Genomic DNA, 17,254 nt, shown 5'->3' with positions numbered 1-17,254 from the left:
CGGCCCAGCCTCTGTTGATTCCCCCCAAAAACCACCACAGCGCCTGGCCTCTCGCACCGCGGCTTCAGTGCAGCGCAGCCCAGATCGGCCCCGCAGAGGCCAAGCCAGCATAGGTCAGCCCCCCAACGCACATGGTCAGGATCACATGATTGGTCACATAGGCCACGCCCAGCGCCACCGCAGCCGCCGCCCATGTCACCGCCGATTGCCCCGCCAGCGAGGACGCAACCAGCGCCACCACCAACAGCCCAGGCACATCATCCAGCACCCACGCAAAGCGGGATGCCCGGATGGCATCACCCGCAAACAGGCCCAGAACCCGGATCGAAAATGCCGCAATCGCCAAGAGCAGGATCAGCATCCAATGGGACAACGTCATGCAACCACCCTCTCTTTTCGCCGGACAAGCCCGGACACCACCAGGCCAAGACAGGCGCCTGCAACAATGGCATAGGCCTTTGGCGCCCCAAGCTGGACAGCGGCAAGGGTGCCCGCAAGGCTCACGGCCCAGGGCAGCAGGTTCTGCGCCCCGCGCCACATCCCCCGCGCCATAGCGATAAAGGCCGCGGTAAAGGCAAACCCAAGACCAAACCGTTCCAGATCCGGCAGGCTTGCACCTGCAACGGCCCCCAATGTCGTCGACACCGTCCAGACCGAAATCATGACAATCCCCGAGCCCAGCAGGAACTCTGCCCCAACACGTGGGGTCTTGGCCCGCTCTGCCATGGTCAGCGCCCAGTTCTCGTCCCCGGTGATATGGATGGCCACCAGCTTCATCCGCAGCGACAGCCCGCTCAGGATGTCAGACAGCGAGGCCACGATCCCGATATACCGCAGGTTCAGCGCCGCCCCCGCAAAGGCCGCCCCAACCACCGCAGAGCTGCCCGCAAACTGCTCTACCGCCACGATCTGCGAAGACCCGGCATGGACAAGCCCGCTCATCAGGGAAATGCCCCACCAGGGAAATCCGACCTGCGCAGCCAGCAGCCCAAAGGCAAAACCATAGACCGCCGCACCAGAGGCCAGGGGAAGAATTGCAAATACACCATGTCTCATGCCCCGCAGATTACGCAGCACGAGTGATCGACAGAACAGCTCATTTCAGTCAATCATGATCCGATAGCATCACGAACGATACATATCAGGAGACCATACGATCATGGATCACCTCGACCACAAACTTCTTGCCCTGCTGCAAGACAACGCCCGCACCACGATCCAGCACATGGCCGAGCACATAGGCGCCTCCACTGCCTCGGTGCAGCGCCGCCTCAAGGCGCTGCGCGACGGCGGCTTCATCCGCAAGGAGGTCGCGGTCCTCGATCAGGCGAAACTGGGCTTCGGCGTCACCGCCATCGTCTCCGTCGAACTGGAACGCGACCGCCTGGACCAGATCAACGCCTTCAAGCGCAAGGCCCGCGAAGATCGACAGGTCACCAATTTCTACTGCATCGCCGGAGACGCGGATTTCGTGATGATTGTCGTGGCCAAGGACATGGCCGACTACGAAACCTTCACCCATCGCTTTTTCTTTGCCGACAAAAACGTGCGCAAATTCCGCACATCGATTGTCGTCTCTACCGAAAAGGCCACGCTCGATCTGCCGATCTAGGGCCCTGACCCGAGGGCCCTCTTTGCGCAATACAGGCGCAAAACGCGGAACTCCTCCGCCGGGCGGGCGTTGGGCCTGCAGACCCAAGCAGGAGAACGGTGATGTCGTCGGCAAAATCCAAGGACCAGATCTGGGAGGAATGGCGCGCGCTCGTCAACATGGCCCCGGCCGAGCTGGAAGACTGGCTTGAAACCGAGCGCTCCAAATCCGTCGGCGACACAGACAACGGCGAAAGCACCGGCCACAAATCCGGCCGCCGCATCGTCTCGATCAAACGCACCAACAAGGCAGAGCTGAGCGACAGCCAGTGGGACCACATGGCCACCGTCGTGGGCTACATCAAACGCCATCGCGCGCAAGGTGGCCCTCAGAAAGACACCGAACACTCCCCCTGGCGCTATTCCCTGATGAACTGGGGCCACGACCCGCTAAAGCATGACGCACAGGCAGAGGGCAGCTGAAATGTCGTCAGCCGAAAAAACCGACCCCGACCTGTGGGAAGACGTGAAAGACGAAATCACCGCCAGCGACAAGGGCGGCGAGCCGGGCCAATGGTCTGCCCGCAAGGCACAGCTCGCGGTGCAGGAATACAAGAGACGCGGCGGCGGCTACACCGATGACAGCCCCGACCAGGAGGACACCGACCTCCACCAATGGACAGAGGAAGACTGGGGCACCAAATCCGGCGCCCCCTCCGCGCAATCCGGCGAACGCTACCTCCCCCAAAAGGTCCGCATGCTGCTGACCCAAGACGAATACGCCCGCTCAACCAGGGACAAGAAACAGGGCGACAGCCAATTCGTCGATCAGCCGGACGACGTGCGCGACAAGGTCGCCAGGATCAAGGAAGACGGCCCAACCAAGGACATGCTGATGGAGCGCGCCCGCGATCTCGACATCACCGGCCGCGCCTCCATGACGAAACAGGACCTCCTCGAGGCCATCGACGCCGCCACCGACGAAAACGGCCGCGCCAAAGGCTCCACCGCCGCGCTGGAGCAGAAAACCAAAGACGACCTCTACGCCATGGCCCAGGACCAGGACATCGAGGGCCGCTCCTCCATGTCCAAATCCGACCTGATCAAGGCCCTCGCAAACGACGCCTAACCCCACCGCCCAGCGCATCGCAGGCCACAAATGCCCGCGGCGGGCTGCGGAGGTCTACGGAGGTCTGCTTTGAGCCCAAAGCGGTCACCGAAATGCCGCCTGGATTCTGCAGGTGCGCTCGGTAAGTCTTCAAGACAAAACAGACCTTTGGCAGGAGAACCGCTAATCCTCCTTCTCCAAAAAACTCATGTGCTGAGCGAGAAGAGTGCGAATTTGAGCGCCGGCTACTGGCGAAGCATTCTTTGCTTCTTCCTCTGCTGCTGTTTTGAACTTTCGCATCCACTCCTTTTCGCTCGGCCAATCGTATCCTTTATTTTTTTGCATCCTACTCAAACGTTCTAGTCGATCTTCAAACGGCGAAATGGCCATGTCGGCGTGTTCAGGTGGAAGATTGAAAATCGTTTTAGCAAAGCTCTGAGGGTCCACATCGACAAGTACTGGTTCACGAGAATAGTCAGGGACGTCGTGCGCGTTGAAATTTCCGTCAATCGCGGATACAAAACCCATGATGTTCTCTTGAGATAGCTTAATCAATTCGTGCATTCGGCAGGGGTTTGACTGCCAATAAAGCTTCTCGAGTGAGTTGCCGAGACACTTACTCACCTCCAGAAATTCTTCTGTGTGACGTTGCGCAAATCCTAATCCAAACGCAGCACCGTCTGACAAAATTGCACCGTATCGACGTTCTGGCATGTTGCAAGGAAGAACCGCAGCAGTTTCAGAGGCGGAAATATATTCTTTCATTCTGAGAGTAACATCTGCTCGTGTTCTAAAACCTACTTCATGATCGGCCAACCCAAGCAACACCCCTGTAACGTGGAGAATTACTGCGGGGTCAGTAAAGGTCAGCTTGTCTAGCTGCTGCACTACCTGTTCAAGAGAAGCTTCAACCGTGTCCGGTGGCAGTCGTCGCCACCAAAAGAGGACCCTCCAGTCCTCCGCATCTTCAGAAGAAAACTGAGGAGCGTTTCTTAGAGTTGAAGCCACCAACTCTTCCGAAGCGTAGCCTCTACCAATCCACTCCTTCGCGAGTTCATCAGTAATCAAAGAGCCATCAACATAGACATTTGGGTGGTCCTGAAAACGCGTCCGGAAGATATCAATTTCAGATGGATCCGTTTTTTCACCCTCTACAGAACTGTCACCTTCTGGAAGGTGCATGGAAAGAGCTGACAGCTTGTCAAGTTCAAAGCTGGCCGACTTTTGGTAAGCGATTGAAAGTGCAAAGAAGGTCGAGATTAAGTCTTTCATCCCGCCTTCATTGGATACCAGATCAGGGGGAATGGATTTGTAGGCTTTTTCAAAGTCAAACATTGCGCATCGCAATAGGCGCAAGTTATTAGTTCCGGATGCTTCGAAAACTGACCGGATAGACCCCTCTTCTCTTTTCATGAGAGATATCGCGGCTGATGTTTCTGACGTTTCCTCCAAGCGCTCAAAGAAACAGTCCAGTGCCGACGAGACATCAGGATCGATTGAAACAATGCGACCTATTACTTTCTCTCGTGAGTGGTCGTATTCCTCAGCGTTCTTTCTTCTCAGCTCATCTTGGTTCGCTAAAAGAATAACGTTACGCTTTTGATGTTCAACATACTGATTTAGGACGCTCAACAGCTCGTTCGGCGGCATGTCCGCTCTCTCGAGGTCATCGAAAATAACTATGCGTGGAACGTCGTTAAGTACTATCCGTCGATAATAACCAGTAATATCAACACTTACTCCAGTGAACTTCTCGACTATCCCTTCAGTGATACCAGTTAACCCTTTAGGGGGTTTAAAGTCCTTGCTTTGGACCACCGCATCGAAGAGCGCTTCCTCAATGGATTTCGAATCTTTTGATCCATAGAGACTCACATACAGGCAATCTTCTCTTTTGCGCCGCCAAGCCTCTATAGAGTGCGTTTTTCCGGCGCCCCAAGGAGCGTGTACCAGCAGAGCAAAACCGGGGTTTTTTAAGTTAGAATAAGCTTCTAGCTGAGGGAGTAGGTGCTCATTGGGAGAGGTAACGTGTGTCATGCCGGTGATGTAGTCACCACCCGGATTTCAATCAATGGCTGTACTAAGTACTTTCTGCCGTTCACGTTCTGGAAACGATGCAAGCAAGCTGGGCCAGAACATTGACCAGAAAGTCCTCGGGGCGATTACAACTCGGCAGTATCTAGAACTTCCACCACACAGGCCCTTCAAAGATACGTTCTTACAGCCAGAAAAATGCAAGTCAGCTTCCGGTTGGGAAAGGCTGCTGATCACGAAAAGTCTGCGGCTGCAGCGAACGACAACAAAGTCCCGCACTGTGCAAATGCACCGGGTCCAGCACCTCGCAGTCTTTGCAAACGGCAAACACGGCGGGCTGCGGCACAGCAGAAAACCTGGGCTAGTTGCGTCAAGCAGCTGAGTTCGCAAAGCCCGCGCCCCGTCACCCCGACTCACCCACTCCCCTGCCCGTTGCCTACCCACCGAACGCAGTGGTTACGAACGTCTCAGGCGGATGTGTCAGACTGTCAGGTGATCGATCACACCCTGCGCGGCCTCGGCATATCTGGCCGCGCCACCAACTCAGACGACCCAAGATTGACCCCGCCCTGCGTGGTGCTGCGAGAGATCGCAGTTTGGCACGCCGCGCTTTGCGGGGGCAGATCGGGATCCTGTCCGCCAGGCCCTGACCGGCCTGTCCAACCTTTTCGCGGCGGCGCCGCCCTCTTCGTCTGTCACAGACCCTGTCACAGATCCTGTCTCCGGACCGTGAGAGACCCCAACAACCGCCCGCCCCACACCGGCGGGCCAGACCAAAAGATGAAAAACAGCAGGCCGGCCAATCCGCCCCTGCACCGATCAACCCCCGCACCGGTCCACCCGCGCGCGGGCCGGCCTTCTGCATTCAGGCCCTCTGCATTCGGGCTCAGCTCTCCTGCGCGGAAGCCTCTTCCAGCTGGACCGGCTGGCCATGGGGCGTGGCGAGATAGGCCGCCTCCCATTTCAGGCGCATGTCTTCTGCATCCTGCGCGGCGACTGTCCCGGCTTCTGCCAGGTAATGCTCCAGCGTCTCCAGCCAGGCGGCAAAGTAATCCTCTCCGCCGTTCAGATCCCTGCCCAGCCCATGCCTGCGCAAGGTGGCCGAAAACCGCGCCACCCAATCGGCCCAGGAAAACGCCCCGCTTTCGTTCAGATGCACCGTCAGCGCAAAGACCTGCGCGTGCCAGGGCTGTTCAAAGGCGGGTTCCGGGCGCTCGGGCGCCAATGTTTTTGGTCCGCTCATACCGGCTCCAGGTAGCTCTGCCACAGATCCAGCACAACCTCGTCCCCGGGATGTTCCGGCGCGCTCCACAGCTCTGACGCGGCAAAGGCCACCGCATATAGCGGCTCTGGCGCCTCTCCCAGGCCGTGGGCCGCACTGTCGGGCAGCACATGGGTGCCATGCACCCGCACAATCCGCCCCAGCGCCCCAACCGCATAGCTGGGCAGCCGCGTATGACCGCCGTCCACCAGCCGGTTGCCACCGGGCCTGCGACAGCGCACAGCGTCGCCGGGGGCATAGGCAATCGCCACTTCACTGGGCCGATCCGCCGGACCACCCTTTGCCAGCGCCGCGGCCACATCCGCCGCCTTCAGCGCACGGGCAGCCAGCGGATGCGGAGCCACAGCCGCCGCGCCCGTGCCCTCGCCGCCATCAGCGGTCTGGGCCAGATCCTCGGCGCGCAGCACCTGTTTTTCCACCAGCAGCGTTGCCAGACCCGCCAGCCATTTCTCGTAGTAGGAAAAGCGCGCATAATCCTTTGGCGCAAGCCGCTCTCGGGCGTGGCGCGAGGTGTCGATGTTCCACTGCCCCAAGGCCCCTGCCGCCAGCGTCACCGCCAGCGCGCGGCCGTGCCAGTCCTCGGCAAACACCGGCGCATCCTCTGCGTCGGGCCGCACCGGGCCATCACCGAATCGCCCGCCCATGTCATGCATCCGTGTCATGCGGGTGCCTCCGGCTTGCGGGCAAGCCCTGTGCCAATCATGCTGTCACGGCTCACCAGGGCGGTCAGCTCATCCTCGCTCATCCCGTCAGAGCCCTCCGGGCGCATGGGCAGCACGAGATAACGCACCTCCGCCGTGGAATCCCAGACCCGCACAGATGTGTCTTGCGGCAGGCTCACGCCAAATTCCGCCAGCACCTTGCGGGGCTCGCGCACTGCGCGGGCACGGTAGGCATCGGATTTGTACCAGCCCGGCGGGATTCCCAGCAAAGGCCACGGGTAGCAGCTGCAAAGGGTGCAGACGACCATGTTGTGCTGCGCCGGGGTGTTTTCGACCACGACCACATGTTCGCCCTGACGCCCGTAGAACCCAAGATCCGCCAGCAGCGGATCGGCATCCGCGAGCAGGTCAGCCTTGAACGCCGGATCAGACCAGGCGCGGGCCACAACCCGCGCGCCATTGGCCGGGCCGATGCGGTTTTGATAGGTGTCGATGATTTCATCCAATGCAGCTGGATCAATCAGACCCTTCCGGGTGAGAATCGTTTCCAGCGCCTTCACGCGAAGCGCGGGGTCAGGCGGCAGGAGGCTATGCGGGTGGTCGCAGTGATCATGGGGCATGGCCGCATGCTGACCTGTGGATTGCCGTCCTGTCCAGCGCGAACTGCGCCGCGCCTCGCAATCGTGAACTGCGCGCATTGCGCACCGCCTGAACACCCCGCCCAACAGTCACGCCCGCATAAAAATGCCAATGCAAATTGGCTCTTGTCGCGGCCCAGTGCAGGCCATTCATGGCACAGAGGTCACGCCCCGGCGGTCTTTGGCCGGATCGAGGCAAACTGAGCCCTTGCCCCTCAGGCCAATCTTCCCTATTTACCGCCCGATACTCAGCCAACCGCCGTAGGATCCTATGGAAAACGTCGTACTCATCATCCACCTTCTCCTGGCCCTGGGTCTTATTGCCGTAGTTCTGCTGCAGCGCTCCGAAGGTGGAGGACTGGGCATGGGCGGCGGCGGTGGCGGCGGAGCCATGTCTGGCCGTGCAGCTGCAACAGCGATGACCAAGCTGACATGGATCCTGGCGATTGCGTTCATCGCAACGTCGATCACCCTGACCATTCTGGCAGCACAGAAATCCTCCGGCTCGTCCGTTCTGGATCGCATCACCCTGCCTGCCGGTCAGGATGCTGGTGCGGCAGATGCACCGTCCAGCCCGCTGGGCAGCGATCTGCTGCCGCCTGCACAGGGCGACAATGCTCCGCTGGTACCCAGCGCCGACTGATCCTGCCGATCAGCAACGCTAACTTCCAGGCCGGGCAACCGGCCGGATTCGCAAGAATCCACCAGACTTAGAAATAACAAAGCCAGCCGTAACAGCATCTTGCGGCTTGCTTGCGCATTTTGCGCGAATCCCTTATACGTTAAGTCCCGTGATGCTGCGGTTTTCTGCGACCGCCGGGCAGCTGAATTCTGACTTCTCACGGGGGCAGCCGACACTCATGGCGCGTTTCATCTTCATTACTGGCGGTGTTGTTTCATCACTGGGCAAAGGGCTGGCGTCTGCCGCTCTCGGGGCACTTTTGCAGGCACGCGGATACTCTGTGCGCCTGCGCAAACTGGACCCCTATCTGAACGTCGATCCGGGCACGATGAGCCCGTTTGAACATGGCGAAGTCTTCGTGACCGATGACGGCGCCGAAACCGATCTGGACCTTGGCCACTATGAACGCTTTACCGGCGTTGCGGCCCGCAAGACCGACTCTGTCTCTTCCGGTCGGATCTATTCCAACGTGCTGGAAAAGGAACGTCGTGGCGACTATCTCGGCAAGACGATCCAGGTCATTCCGCATGTGACCAACGAAATCAAAGACTTCATCTCCATTGGCGAAGATGAGGTGGATTTCATGCTCTGCGAAATCGGCGGCACTGTCGGCGACATCGAAGGCTTGCCCTTCTTTGAAGCGATCCGCCAGTTTGCCAATGACAAACCGCGCGGCGAGTGCATTTTCATGCACCTGACCCTGCTGCCCTACATCAAGGCATCGGGTGAGCTGAAAACCAAACCGACCCAGCATTCCGTCAAGGAACTGCGCTCCATCGGTCTGGCACCCGACATTCTGGTCTGCCGCTCCGAGGGTCCGATTCCGGTCAAGGAACGCGAAAAGCTGGCGCTGTTCTGCAACGTGCGCGCCGACAGCGTGATTGCCGCGCAGGATCTGAAATCCATCTACGAGGCACCGCTGGCCTATCACCGCGAAGGTCTGGACCAGGCGGTTCTAGATGCCTTTGGGATCAACCCCGCACCCAAGCCCAAGCTGGACCGCTGGGAAGATGTGGCTGACCGCATCTACAACCCGGAAGGCGAAGTGAAAGTTGCCATCGTCGGCAAATACACCCAGCTGGAAGACGCCTATAAATCCATCGCCGAGGCGCTGACCCACGGTGGCATGGCCAACCGCGTCAAGGTCAAGATCGAATGGGTAGATGCCGAGCTCTTCGACAAGGAAGACGCCGCGCCCTACCTGCAGGGCTATAACGCCATTCTGGTGCCCGGCGGCTTTGGCGAGCGTGGCACCGAAGGTAAGATCAAGGCGGCGCAATATGCCCGCGAGCACAAGCTGCCCTACCTTGGCATCTGCCTTGGCATGCAGATGGCGGTCATCGAAGCTGCGCGCAACGTTGCAGGCATCTCCGAGGCAGGCTCTGAGGAGTTTGACCACGAGGCGGGCCAGAAACGCTTTGAGCCGGTGGTCTATCACCTCAAGGAATGGGTGCAGGGCAACCACACCGTCGCGCGCAAGGTTGATGACGACAAGGGCGGCACCATGCGTCTGGGCGCCTATAACGCGACTCTGACCGAGGGCTCCAAAGTGGCCGAAGTCTATGGCGACACCCAGATCGAGGAACGCCATCGTCACCGGTATGAGGTGGACACCAAATACCGCGATCAACTGGAAGCCTGCGGCCTGCAGTTCTCTGGCATGTCGCCCGACGGTCGCCTGCCTGAAATCGTGGAATGGAAGGATCACCCCTGGTTCATCGGTGTTCAGTTCCACCCGGAACTGAAATCCAAACCCTTCGATCCGCACCCGCTGTTCAAGGATTTCGTCCGCGCAGCCAAGGACGCATCGCGTCTGGTGTGATCTGCGGATCTCTCTGTTGATCTTGAAAGGCAGGCCTTCGGGTCTGCCTTTTTCGTTCAGACGACGGGGGTCAGGCCGCGCCCATCAGATAGGTGCGCAGGCGCTGGAATGCGGGTTTGGTTTTCATGTCAGGCCGGTAGACAAGGTAATAGCCATAGTGCGGGCGCGACATGGCAGGCCCCACCCGGACCAGCCGCCCGTCCTGCACCATCTGGTCCTCGAGCCCCCAGTACCCCAGGCCAATCCCCTCGCCTGCGCAGATCATGTCGAGCATAGACGGGTAGCTCAGCACCGTGCGCAGCCGCTGGCCCGACGGCTGGCTCTGGCCTTCGCGCTCGTAAAAGCGGGCCCAGGTGATCCAGCCATTGAGATGCGGATCGCCATGATCAAACAGCAACGCCGGATCAAGCGTCGCAATGGGACGATCGGGATCGAATGTGGGATGATTGGCCAGAAACTCCGGGCTGGCGACGATCTGGCAGGTCTCCAGAAACAGCAGGTCTGCGGTGTTGTCCCCGAAATCTCCATTCCCAAAGCGAATGGAGCAGTCAATCGCACGATCGTCAAAGCTGCGATAATCATCCGAGGTGATGAAATTGATCGTGACATTCGCTGCCGCCCGCATCGCACCGATCCGCGGCATCAGCCACAGATGTGTCACCCCAAAGGACGCCCCGATCCGCAATTCCTGATCGTTGACAGGCGCGACATCCTGCAGGCCGACCTCTAGCCGGTCGAGCACGGAAGTCGCGAGTTCTGCAAGGGTTTCGCCCTCAGCCGTCAGGCGGATCTGATTGCCACGGCGCAGAAACAGCGGCGCGCCGATCCAGTCTTCCAGCCGTGCTATGTGGCGGGTCACAGCGGGCTGGGCCACCGACAGATCGTCGGCTGCGCGGGTAAAACTGCCGTGTCTGGCAGCGGCCTCAAACGCGACAAGGGCATTCATCGGCGGCAGCTTTCGGCGGGCCATTTCTCGGCCTTTCATAACAAAAAGATATGAAAGCATTCCACTATTTGCCATCGCGGTAAAGCCGGCTTGGGTGCAGAGTTTTCCCAACAGCAGAAATCGGCACCACGAAAGGACCGTCATGGACCGGGTTACATTCAGGCAGATGAAGGACGGCACCAAGGAAGAGTATGAATTCCTGACGGCCCATGAGGTTGAATATACCAGGGGCACCGCCGACCGGCTGCTGCACGCGCTGGAGCATCTGGACGAGGGCCTGTCAGGCTATCAGATCACCCGGCTGGGCCATTCGGTTCAATCGGCCACCCGCGCCTGGCGGGATGGGGCAGACATCGACTGGGTGGTTTCGGCGCTTTTGCATGACATCGGCGATATCTTTGCGCCCTACAATCACGACGAATACGCCGCCACCATTCTCAAACCCTTTGTGCGCGAACAATGCCGCTGGTGCGTTGAAACCCACGGCGATTTCCAGATGCTGTATTACGGGCAGCACCTGGAGGGGTTTGACCAGCACAAACGCGAACGCCATCGCGGCCATCGGTATTTCGACGACTGCGCAGAGTTCTGCGAGCGTTGGGATCAGGCCAGTTTCGATCCCGATTATGACACCCTGCCCCTGTCGTTCTTTGCCCCGATGGTGAGAGAGGTCTTTGCCCGCACGCCTTATGATCCGCAGGTGACGGGCGCGCCCGATCTGCCGCTGCAGGTGGCCGAGGTCGCAAAGCAGCGGGCCACCAATGGGGCACAGCCGTGACCGACGACCCCGGTCTGCCCCCGCGCGCGCCTCGCAAGGTTTGGAATTTTACGCCAAACCTGCCACTGCAGCTTGCACCCTATTGGGACTGGCCATTGCGGCCGCTGGCCTCGCTTCTCTATCTGCTGCGCAGCTGGAACCCGGTTGGCTTGCGGTTCCTGTTTCTGCTGGGGGCGGTCATCACCTGGACCTTCTTCACCCCCGATCTGAGCCGCGCCAAAGTCATTGCCTTTGACTGGATCGCCGAGGTCTGGCTGCGCAACTTTGTCATTCTGTTCAGCGTTGCAGGCGGGCTGCATCTGTTGCTGTGGCGCTGGCGCAGCCAGGGCGATCAAAGCCGCTATGACATGCGACCGATGATGACCAATGCACGCGCCTTCACCTTCAATGCGCAGGTCTGGGACAATATGCTGTGGTCCTTTGTCGCCATGCAGTTCTGGACGTTTTGGGAATGCGTGATCTGGTATGCCTACGCCAACGGCCATGCCACCATGATCACCTTTGACAGCAACCCGATCTGGTTTGTGGCGCTGATCGTCATTATCCCGATCTGGGCAGGGTTTTATTTCTACAGCCATCATCGGCTGCTGCATGTGGGGCCGCTCTACAAACACGTTCATTCCTGGCACCACCGCAATATCAACACAGGCCCCTGGTCCGGGCTGGCCATGCACCCGGTCGAGAGTTTCATCCTGATGACGGACACGCTGTTGTTTCTGGTTGTGCCCGCCCATCCGATCCATGTGATCTTCCTGCTGTTCCACCACGGCGTCGGCGCACCAACGTCGCATGCCGGGTTTGAAACGGTAAAGGTCGGCAAATTGGGCGGCGTTGAGGTCGGGGATTTCTTTCACCAGCTGCACCACCGGTTTTTCGACTGTAACTACGGCACGTTTGAAACGCCCTGGGACAGCTGGTTCGGCACCTTTCACGACGGAACGGACGCGGGCAACGATCTGGTCAAGGCGCGCCGCCGCAAGATCTGGCAGACAAAGTAAGCTCGCCCCAACGCAAAGGGCGCAGCCCCCCCCCTTTGCGACAGCTTTAGCGCGATCGTTAGCGCAACCATTTGATACTGAGAGTTGTTTCCTGAAAAACTAAAGGTATAGACGGGAGTAGATTGTTATTCCCATCCAGTGGAGACCCGACCTCATGGCGCAAGAAACCTCGACTCAGACCGCTCAGTTCGACCGTATCGCAAACGGCAAGGGCTTCATTGCGGCGCTCGATCAATCTGGCGGCTCCACCCCCAAGGCGCTGGCGCTTTATGGTGTGATGGAAGACGCCTACAGCAACGACGACGAGATGTTCGGCGAAATCCAGAAGATGCGCGCGCGCATCATCACCGCACCGGATTTCAACAGCGACAAGATCCTTGGCGCGATCCTGTTTGAAAAAACCATGGACGCCGCAATCGACGGCATTCCGGTGCCTGCGTATCTTTGGGACAAATGCGGCGTCGTTCCCTTCCTGAAGGTCGACAAGGGTCTCGCCGATGAGGCCGACGACGTACAGACCATGAAGCCGATGCCCGACCTGGATGACCTGCTGTCGCGCGCGGTAAAGGCCGGTATCTTCGGCACCAAGATGCGCTCTGTCGTGAAGGCCGCAAATGAGGCGGGCATCAAGAACGTCGTGGGCCAGCAGTTCATCATCGGTCGCCAGATTGCGGCCGCGGGCCTGCTGCCGATCATCGAGCCGGAAGTGGACATCAACTCCGCCACCAAGGCCGAAGCGGAAACCCTGCTGAAAGCGGCCATCCTGGAAGAGCTGAACGCCCTGCCCGAAGGCACCAAAGTGGCGCTGAAGCTGACCATCCCGACCGAGGCCGGTCTTTATGATGATCTGGCCGCCCATGATGCGGTGGTGCGTGTTGTGGCGCTGTCCGGTGGCTACAGCACCGACGATGCCTGCGAGAAGCTGGCCCAGAACAAGACCATGATCGCCTCCTTCAGCCGCGCCCTGACCGAAGGTCTGAACGTGGCCATGAGCGACGAGGACTACAACGCCGCGCTGGGGTCGAACATCGACAAGATCTACCGCGCCTCTATCTGAGGCCCGCCTGCCCGCAAATGTGGGTGAGACACAACAAAAAGAGCCGCGCCGGTCTGATCCCGGCGCGGCCTTTTTTGTTGCAGGGGTTGGCTGGCGCCGACCTCAGTCGAATTTGGGGGCGCGTTTCTGCATCTGGGCGGCGACCACTTCCATCTGCTCGGGCTTGCCGATCAGGCCAACCTGAACGCGGGATTCCTCCAGCAGGACCTCGGCCCGGTCTGTGCTTGCTTCGGCGGTTTCGATCAGCGCCTTGGCTGCGCGGATGGCAGCGGGGCTTTGGCCTGCGATCAGCGTCGCGAGCTCCTGGGCGCGGGCGATGGGATCCTCGGCCAGCTCAGTCACCAGCCCCCAGTCCAGCGCCTGCGGTGCCGAGACCTTTTCAGCCGTATAGGTCAGCCTGCGCAGCACGTCAGAGCGCAGCAGCCGTGGCAAGAGCACCATGCCCCCCATGTCGGGAACGATGCCCCATTTCATCTCCATCACCGAAAACGCTGCATCCGGCGCGGCAATGCGGATATCGGCCCCCAGCGCCAGTTGCAGACCGCCGCCAAAGGCCACGCCCTTGATCGCCGCAATCACCGGCATCGGCAGGCGGCGCCAGACCATTGCCACCTGCTGCACCTGATTGGCATCGCCGTAGTCCCGCGCCATCAGCCACTCTTCGGGGTTTTGCAGCCCCATCTGGGCAAAGCTCATCAGATCCAGCCCGGCGCAAAACGCCTTGCCCTCGCCCGAGAGGACAACAACGCGCGCCTTGCTGTCCATCAGGCTTTCCCCGGCGGCGATGATCTCTTCGATCATCTGCGGGTCAAGAGCGTTCATCTTGTCGCCACGCGTCAGCGTGACGTGGGCAATGTGGTTTTCAATTGTGACCGAGACGCGTGCCATCTGTCTGTTCCTCCTGCGTGACCGGATATGCGACCAGCCTGTTCCGTCTGTCTGTTGGTCAAAGACTGCCCCGGATCCCCGGACCATGCCAGCCTGACGCCGGGGCATATGCGGGCTGGATGGCGCGCGCGGATTGTCTCGGCCTCTTGCCTGCATCGCGGGCTTGGCGTTATCTGCGCCCATGACACAGCCACGCTATACCCCGCTCGCCCAATCCCTGCCCGCCTCTGTTCCCTTTGTCGGGCCCGAAGCCCAGGAGCGCCAGCGCGGCGCGCCGTTTGTGGCGCGGTTGGGCGCGAACGAGAACATCTTTGGCCCCTCGCCCAAGGCGATTGCCGCCATGCAGGCCTCTGTGGCCGAGATCTGGAAATACGGCGATCCCGAAAGCCATGAGCTGCGCGCCGCCCTTGCCGCGCATCACGGTATCAGCACGGACAATGTGCTGGTGGGGGAAGGCATCGATGGGCTGCTGGGATATCTGGTGCGGTTGCTCATTGCCGAGGGCGATGCGGTTGTCACCTCTCTTGGGGCCTATCCGACCTTCAACTACCATGTCGCGGGTTTCGGCGGGGTGCTGCATACGGTGCCCTACAAGGACGACCACGAAGACCCCTATGCGCTGTTTGCCAAGGCCGCTGAGGTGGATGCGAAGCTGGTCTATCTCGCCAATCCCGACAACCCGATGGGCAGCTGGCACAGCGGTGCAGATCTGCTTGCGGCGCTGGATCAGTTGCCGGAGGGCTGTCTGCTGCTGTTGGACGAGGCCTATATCGAATGCGCGCCAGAGGGCACGGCGACACCCGTGGACATCAATGACCCCCGTGTGATCCGCACCCGCACCTTTTCCAAGGCCTACGGGATGGCTGGCGCGCGGGTGGGCTATGTGCTGGGCGCGGCCGAGCTGATCGGCGCGTTCAACAAGGTGCGCAACCATTTCGGCATGAACCGCAGTGCCCAGATCGGTGCGCTGGCGGCGCTGGAGGATCAGGACTGGCTGGCAGAAGTGGTGGGCCGGATTGGCGCCGCACGCGACCGCATCGGGCAGATCGCGCGCGACAATGGGCTGGTGCCCCTGCCCTCTGCGACCAATTTCGTCGCCATCGACTGTGGCCATGACGGCGATTTTGCCAAGGCCGTGCTGGACGGTCTGGTGGCGCGTGGGATTTTTGTGCGGATGCCTTTTGCGGCGCCCCAGAACCGCTGTATCCGGATCAGCTGCGGGCCGGATGATCAGCTGGATGCCCTGGCAGAGGCGCTGCCTCTGGCCTTGGCCGATGCACGGGCCGCGCGCCCGGCCTGAGGTCTGCCCATCCCAATTCGACAAAAACAAACGCGCGCGGGACTGAGCTGCGCGCGTTTTCTCGTCTCCGGGTCGCGGTTATGGGCCGCGCTCAGCCGCAGCAGCTCGTGGCGGGCTGATCCGGGGCCTGTTCCCCGCGAACACCTGCCAGCACCTGGGCTGCGGCCTCTACCGCGCCAGAGCCATGCGCAATTCCCAGCGCCTTGAGCCCGGTATCGACACCGCCCAGCAGGCCCATGATCATCTGACCGTTCACATGGCCCATGTGCCCAAAGCGCAGATAGCCGTGCCATTCCGGGCTGTTGGGTGGCGCCATGCCAAGGCCGATCCCGAGGGTCAGGCCAAGGTTCTGTTCCAGCCACCCCCGCAAGCGGGTGGCGTTGTCGCCACCAATATGCAGTGACGTGACCGCGTTGGAGCGCAAAGCCACGTCCTGCACGTTCATGCGCAGCGGGCCATCGGCCCCCCAGACCTCGCAGGCGGCCCAGATCGCCTGTGCCAGCCGGTGATGGCGCGCCCAGACCTGCTCTATTCCTTCGCCGTGGATCAGATCCAGCGCCGCGCGCAGACCATAAAGATGATGGGTCGGCGCGGTGCCACCAAAATACTGGTAGAATTCTTCCGGGTTGGCGCGGGGGCTCCAGTCCCAGTAGCGGCTGATCCGCGGCAGGCGCGCGCGGGCCTCGGCGGCCTTTGGGCTGAAGAACACGAACGACATGCCCGCAGGCACCATCAGCCCCTTTTGGCAGGCCGACACCATCACATCGACGCCCCAATCATCCATCTCGAACCGGTCACAGCCGAGCGATGCGATACAATCGGCCATCAGCAGGGCCGGATGTCCGGTTGCGTCAAGACAGGCCCGCATCGCCGCCACATCGTTGCGGATCGAGCTGGAGGTATCGACATGCACCGCCAACACCGCCTTGATCTGATGCGCGCGATCCGCGGCAAGACGGCTGGCGACCTGATCCATGTCCCAGGGCTTGCCGGTGCCGTAGTCCAGAATTTCAACGTCAATGCCCAGTGCCTCGGCCATCTCGCCCCACCCCAGCGCAAAGCGGCCCGAGGCGGGCACCAGCACCTTGTCTCCGGGTTGCAGGGTGTTCATCAGGGCGGCTTCCCAGGCGCCGTGGCCGTTGGAAATGTAGATCGCCACGTTATGCGCGGTGCGCGCCACCCGGCGCAGATCGGGCACCAGCGTCGCCGTCAGGTCGATCAGCTCGCCTGCGTAGATATTGGGGGACGGACGGTGCATGGCCTGCAAGACCGCATCGGGGATCACCGATGGGCCGGGAATGGCCAGATAACCGCGTCCGGCGGCGAGGGAGACATCCGCTGTCATGCTGCACTCCTGAAGGTCTGTGTTGCGCGACCTTGGCGCGGGTCTGCGGGCTCTGCAAGAGCAAGAATGCAACCACACGACGATGTGCGAATGGCGCACGCGGCCTGCGTGTTTTTGCGGCGCA

General features: G+C 60.6%; 18 protein-coding genes. 9 read left to right on the top strand and 9 right to left on the bottom strand.

Annotation, left to right across the window (positions count from 1 at the left end; genetic code table 11):
- Positions 1 to 64: 64 nt before the first annotated feature.
- On the bottom strand, positions 65 to 379 hold the full coding sequence (locus tag KUV39_RS08315) for an AzlD domain-containing protein (protein WP_222459492.1): 315 nt from the start codon (positions 377 to 379) through the stop codon (positions 65 to 67).
- A complete protein-coding gene (locus tag KUV39_RS08310) occupies positions 376 to 1,056 on the bottom strand; it encodes an AzlC family ABC transporter permease (protein ID WP_222459491.1) in 681 nt (226 codons plus the stop codon). The genes KUV39_RS08315 and KUV39_RS08310 overlap by 4 nt, the downstream gene beginning before the upstream one ends.
- Before the next feature lie 103 nt (positions 1,057 to 1,159).
- Between KUV39_RS08310 and KUV39_RS08305 the strand changes: the two genes are divergently transcribed.
- From KUV39_RS08305 to KUV39_RS08295, 3 genes are all read left to right on the top strand, one after another.
- Entirely contained in the window at positions 1,160 to 1,612 is a 453-nt protein-coding gene (locus KUV39_RS08305) for an Lrp/AsnC family transcriptional regulator (protein ID WP_008563287.1), read from the top strand.
- A gap of 101 nt (positions 1,613 to 1,713) precedes the next feature.
- The gene (locus KUV39_RS08300; protein ID WP_046211117.1) at positions 1,714 to 2,073 is read left to right on the top strand and encodes a DUF3140 domain-containing protein; all 360 of its coding nucleotides are present in this window, start codon (positions 1,714 to 1,716) and stop codon (positions 2,071 to 2,073) included.
- Between the two features lies 1 nt (position 2,074).
- The gene (locus KUV39_RS08295) at positions 2,075 to 2,719 is read left to right on the top strand and encodes a Rho termination factor N-terminal domain-containing protein (protein ID WP_222459490.1); all 645 of its coding nucleotides are present in this window, start codon (positions 2,075 to 2,077) and stop codon (positions 2,717 to 2,719) included.
- Between the two features lie 162 nt (positions 2,720 to 2,881).
- Here KUV39_RS08295 and KUV39_RS08290 read toward each other — a convergent pair whose 3' ends face one another.
- From KUV39_RS08290 to nthA, 4 genes are all read right to left on the bottom strand, one after another.
- Entirely contained in the window at positions 2,882 to 4,735 is a 1,854-nt protein-coding gene (locus tag KUV39_RS08290; RefSeq protein WP_222459489.1) for a hypothetical protein, read from the bottom strand.
- Between the two features lie 883 nt (positions 4,736 to 5,618).
- A complete protein-coding gene (locus KUV39_RS08285; protein ID WP_222459488.1) occupies positions 5,619 to 5,975 on the bottom strand; it encodes a nitrile hydratase accessory protein in 357 nt (118 codons plus the stop codon).
- Positions 5,972 to 6,676 carry a nitrile hydratase subunit beta gene (nthB, locus tag KUV39_RS08280; RefSeq protein ID WP_222459487.1) on the bottom strand — a complete coding sequence of 235 codons (705 nt, stop codon included), beginning with the start codon at positions 6,674 to 6,676 and terminating at the stop codon, positions 5,972 to 5,974. The genes KUV39_RS08285 and nthB overlap by 4 nt, the downstream gene beginning before the upstream one ends.
- The gene (gene nthA, locus KUV39_RS08275) at positions 6,673 to 7,296 is read right to left on the bottom strand and encodes a nitrile hydratase subunit alpha (protein WP_037302147.1); all 624 of its coding nucleotides are present in this window, start codon (positions 7,294 to 7,296) and stop codon (positions 6,673 to 6,675) included. Before nthA ends, nthB begins: the two co-directional genes overlap by 4 nt.
- Before the next feature lie 289 nt (positions 7,297 to 7,585).
- Here nthA and secG point away from each other — a divergent pair, with 289 nt between their 5' ends.
- Positions 7,586 to 7,957: a preprotein translocase subunit SecG gene (gene secG / locus KUV39_RS08270; RefSeq protein ID WP_037302144.1), complete on the top strand. Its 372-nt coding sequence runs from the start codon at positions 7,586 to 7,588 to the stop codon at positions 7,955 to 7,957.
- Positions 7,958 to 8,174: 217 nt separating this feature from the next.
- Complete coding sequence (locus tag KUV39_RS08265) at positions 8,175 to 9,818, top strand: CTP synthase (protein ID WP_037302730.1); 1,644 nt, start codon at positions 8,175 to 8,177, stop codon at positions 9,816 to 9,818.
- A 70-nt stretch (positions 9,819 to 9,888) separates the two neighbouring features.
- Here KUV39_RS08265 and KUV39_RS08260 read toward each other — a convergent pair whose 3' ends face one another.
- Positions 9,889 to 10,788, bottom strand: a complete 900-nt coding sequence (locus KUV39_RS08260) for a LysR family transcriptional regulator (RefSeq protein ID WP_222459486.1) — start codon at positions 10,786 to 10,788, stop codon at positions 9,889 to 9,891.
- A gap of 118 nt (positions 10,789 to 10,906) precedes the next feature.
- Between KUV39_RS08260 and KUV39_RS08255 the strand changes: the two genes are divergently transcribed.
- From KUV39_RS08255 to KUV39_RS08245, 3 genes are all read left to right on the top strand, one after another.
- Positions 10,907 to 11,542 (top strand): HD domain-containing protein, encoded by a 636-nt coding sequence (locus KUV39_RS08255; RefSeq protein ID WP_222459485.1) that lies wholly within the window; start codon positions 10,907 to 10,909, stop codon positions 11,540 to 11,542.
- Positions 11,539 to 12,540, top strand: a complete 1,002-nt coding sequence (locus tag KUV39_RS08250) for a sterol desaturase family protein (protein ID WP_222459484.1) — start codon at positions 11,539 to 11,541, stop codon at positions 12,538 to 12,540. The genes KUV39_RS08255 and KUV39_RS08250 overlap by 4 nt, the downstream gene beginning before the upstream one ends.
- 154 nt (positions 12,541 to 12,694) lie before the next feature.
- On the top strand, positions 12,695 to 13,597 hold the full coding sequence (locus KUV39_RS08245; RefSeq protein ID WP_008561951.1) for a fructose bisphosphate aldolase: 903 nt from the start codon (positions 12,695 to 12,697) through the stop codon (positions 13,595 to 13,597).
- A gap of 102 nt (positions 13,598 to 13,699) precedes the next feature.
- On the opposite strand, the gene KUV39_RS08240 is transcribed toward KUV39_RS08245, so the two are convergent.
- Positions 13,700 to 14,485, bottom strand: a complete 786-nt coding sequence (locus KUV39_RS08240; protein WP_008561561.1) for a crotonase/enoyl-CoA hydratase family protein — start codon at positions 14,483 to 14,485, stop codon at positions 13,700 to 13,702.
- A gap of 181 nt (positions 14,486 to 14,666) precedes the next feature.
- On the opposite strand from KUV39_RS08240, the gene KUV39_RS08235 reads away from it, so the two are divergent.
- A complete protein-coding gene (locus tag KUV39_RS08235) occupies positions 14,667 to 15,785 on the top strand; it encodes a pyridoxal phosphate-dependent aminotransferase (RefSeq protein WP_050673740.1) in 1,119 nt (372 codons plus the stop codon).
- Between the two features lie 91 nt (positions 15,786 to 15,876).
- Here the strand turns inward: KUV39_RS08235 and KUV39_RS08230 are convergent, their stop codons facing one another.
- Positions 15,877 to 17,130 carry a pyridoxal-phosphate-dependent aminotransferase family protein gene (locus tag KUV39_RS08230; RefSeq protein WP_222459483.1) on the bottom strand — a complete coding sequence of 418 codons (1,254 nt, stop codon included), beginning with the start codon at positions 17,128 to 17,130 and terminating at the stop codon, positions 15,877 to 15,879.
- Positions 17,131 to 17,254 lie beyond the last annotated feature (124 nt).

The sequence above is a fragment of the Phaeobacter italicus genome (genome assembly GCF_019801785.1).
GTDB lineage: Bacteria > Pseudomonadota > Alphaproteobacteria > Rhodobacterales > Rhodobacteraceae > Phaeobacter > Phaeobacter italicus.
Note: the sequence above shows the minus strand (reverse complement) of the source record. Positions and strands in the feature narration are given on the sequence as shown.